The organism is Mesorhizobium sp. PL10 (genome assembly GCF_053714315.1).
On sequence record NZ_JBSKBR010000114.1, the window covers coordinates 1 to 2,070 of the forward strand.

The 2,070-nt window shown below is 57.0% G+C and carries 4 protein-coding genes and 1 pseudogene; 1 reads left to right on the forward strand and 4 read right to left on the reverse strand.

What is annotated here, in order from left to right; genetic code table 11:
- Positions 1 to 106 (reverse strand): annotated as a pseudogene (locus ACWGTO_RS33210) (co-chaperone GroES); the annotation flags it as partial.
- 323 nt (positions 107 to 429) lie between these two features.
- Between ACWGTO_RS33210 and ACWGTO_RS33215 the strand changes: the two are divergent.
- Positions 430 to 642 (forward strand): cold-shock protein, encoded by a 213-nt coding sequence (locus ACWGTO_RS33215; RefSeq protein ID WP_120019260.1) that lies wholly within the window; start codon positions 430 to 432, stop codon positions 640 to 642.
- Between the two features lie 36 nt (positions 643 to 678).
- On the opposite strand, the gene ACWGTO_RS33220 is transcribed toward ACWGTO_RS33215, so the two are convergent.
- The 3 genes from ACWGTO_RS33220 to ACWGTO_RS33230 all read right to left on the reverse strand — a co-directional run.
- The gene (locus tag ACWGTO_RS33220; RefSeq protein WP_454578919.1) at positions 679 to 840 is read right to left on the reverse strand and encodes a hypothetical protein; all 162 of its coding nucleotides are present in this window, start codon (positions 838 to 840) and stop codon (positions 679 to 681) included.
- Positions 841 to 1,308 (reverse strand): MucR family transcriptional regulator, encoded by a 468-nt coding sequence (locus ACWGTO_RS33225; protein ID WP_454578920.1) that lies wholly within the window; start codon positions 1,306 to 1,308, stop codon positions 841 to 843. It lies immediately after the preceding gene.
- Positions 1,309 to 1,854: 546 nt separating this feature from the next.
- Positions 1,855 to 2,070, reverse strand: a 216-nt coding sequence (locus tag ACWGTO_RS33230) for a hypothetical protein (protein WP_454578921.1), incomplete at its 5' end; no start/stop codon positions are given.

The window sequence follows — 2,070 nt, forward strand, 5'->3', positions numbered from 1 at the left end:
CCTTTGCCGTATCCGGGATGATGATCCCGCCGGCGGTCTTGGATTCGGATTCGACCCGGCGAACGACCACGCGGTCATGCAGTGGACGGAACTTCGACTTTGCCATTTTTTGGATTTCCCTGGTGCTGATGCTGAACGGTTCCCCGTTGCCGGAGCGCGATTAGCACTCACCGAGGACGAGTGCTAACAAGGGGGGTGGATAGGCGGTTGGCAATCCCGTGTCAAGGGCGAAGAACAGCGGGAATGGAGCACGCCCAAGGGAGACGGCGGTGCGGCACTACTGAGCTGATGTTTTGCAAGGCGTGGATATTTCGACCGAGCGACTCAGGCCTTGCGATTTTTCGCTTTTCCTGCGTCTATCTCCAAGTCTCTAATGAACGGCTTGGCTTACGGCCAGGCTACGCTGCAATTGTTATGAAGGAATACAGTATGGCGACAGGAACCGTGAAGTGGTTCAACAGCACCAAGGGCTTCGGCTTCATCCAGCCCGATGGCGGCGGTCAGGACGTGTTTGTCCACATTTCCGCCGTTGAGCGTGCGGGGCTATCGACCCTCGCCGATGGTCAGAAGATCAATTATGAGATCGAGCAGGATCGCCGCACCGGCAAGTCCTCGGCCGGCAATCTCAGCAAAGCAGGCTGACTTTCGCCCGCCGCCGCTCGTCAAGCGCACGGTAGGCTAACTCAACTGGATGGCCGCAGCGGATTGCTGCGCGCCTTCCAGAATTGCCTGTGCAACAACATCGTTTGCAAGTGAAAGGCGGGACTTCTCCCGCCTTTTCATATTCGGCGCAGTGTTGCGGGCAGCTGATATGGGCCAGACGACGGCGGCGGCGATCAATCAGGCCGCGGGCTCCTTGCGGGTCCGCTTCGCAGCCGCTGGTTTTTCCGCTTCCTTGGGCTTACGGCCGAGGCCCATGGTCTTGGCCAATGCCGAACGTGCGGCGGCATAGTTTGGCGCGACCATCGGGTAGTCCGCCGGCAGACCCCATTTCGCGCGGTATTCGTCCGGCGTCAGGCCGTAGTCAGTCGACAGGTGCCGCTTCAGCGATTTGAATTTCTTCCCGTCTTCCAGGCAGATGATGAAGTCCGGCGTGACCGATTTCTTGATCGGCACGGCAGGCTTGAGAGCTTCCGGCTTGTCAGGCGCGACGCCACCGGCCGTGCCCTTCAGTGCTGCATGTACCTGCCCGATCAGGGCCGGGAGTTCCCCGACCGGAACTGGATTGTTCGAAACATATGCCGAGACGACATCGGCGGTGAGTTCGATGAGGGCATCAGTTGTGTTGTTGTCGGCTTCTTCTGTCACGGAACGCTCCTTATGGCATGATCAGCAGTCGGCGAAGTTCCACCCCATAGTGATGCCCACCGCCGAAAGCAATGATTGCCTGGCCGGCTATGGCGATGGTCATCCCGCAATCCGGTCATGGCGTCTGCAGGTCAGGTTCCTCCCAGAAAGTCTTGCCCGACCAAGCGCGGAAGACAGGTCTAGCCCTTCTTTGCCCGATTGTGGTGCGGCGGAGCTCCTCAACGGTTGTCGCCGAGAACCTGGCCTCTAAGCTGCCGCCAACAAGGCCTGGTCGGCCCGAAGCTGCCAAAATGGCCAACTATGTAACGTTAGGATGGTTTCCGTCTCTTGCTCTGTCACATTAGATGGAACGCCCCTCTTTGTGCTGGTCTTTCAGCACCAAAGCGTCATGGGGGCGAGGCTGTCGCAGAAGTCCTCGGCAAGGAGCCGGTCAGGAGCGATCAGTATTCTCGGTTCACATTACACCACGACACACGCCAAAAAGTTACGCGATTGTGTACGTTACGAACAAACTATCCAGCGGTAGCATAATAGTGATCATGCAAGCTACAACCGGGTGTTTGGTGTATGGCTATTATTCTCGTCACCTATGACTTGAAACAGCCTTGCGCAATTACGATAAAGTACATCAAACATAACTATACGTGACGCAAAGGGGTCGAAGTAATTACTCACGCCCTTGTCAGGGGCAAGAATCCCTGAATCTATGGGGATATGGATCGCACTGATTTGCAGCGTCTGACGAAGGAAGAGTTGATCGAT

What these genes read in the sequence shown, in the direction of transcription:
- ACWGTO_RS33215 (WP_120019260.1), top strand. Translation starts at nt 430, where the DNA reads ATGGCGACAGGAACCGTGAAGTGGTTCAACAGCACCAAGGGCTTCGGC.